General features: G+C 56.7%; 1 pseudogene. It reads right to left on the reverse strand.

The annotated features are described in order from the left end of the window. Positions 1–128 precede the first annotated feature (128 nt). A pseudogene (locus tag AB4Y42_RS44725) lies at positions 129–251 on the reverse strand (transposase); the annotation flags it as partial. Positions 252–254 lie beyond the last annotated feature (3 nt).

A 254-nucleotide genomic window follows, 5' to 3' on the forward strand; every position in this document is an offset into this window, starting at 1 on the left:
GTTCTGCCGGACTTAACCAGCTCGACCATGTGGGCCCGGAATTCCACAGGGTATGGGGTACGATGCCTGCCCATTTCGACACCTCCTGATCAAAAGCATAGGTGTCCGTTTTTGCGGGTCAACTTCAACCAGCGTATTCCGGTCTTGAATACGAACAGGATGCCGTTCAGCGCAGCCCGGTCTGAAATCGGAAGCCGCCCCGGGTATTTCTTGCGACGCGGCTTCGGCGGCGGTAGCAAAGGTTCGATCAATGC

Origin of the sequence: Paraburkholderia sp. EG286B (assembly GCF_040965655.1) — a bacterium.
Classification (GTDB): domain Bacteria; phylum Pseudomonadota; class Gammaproteobacteria; order Burkholderiales; family Burkholderiaceae; genus Paraburkholderia.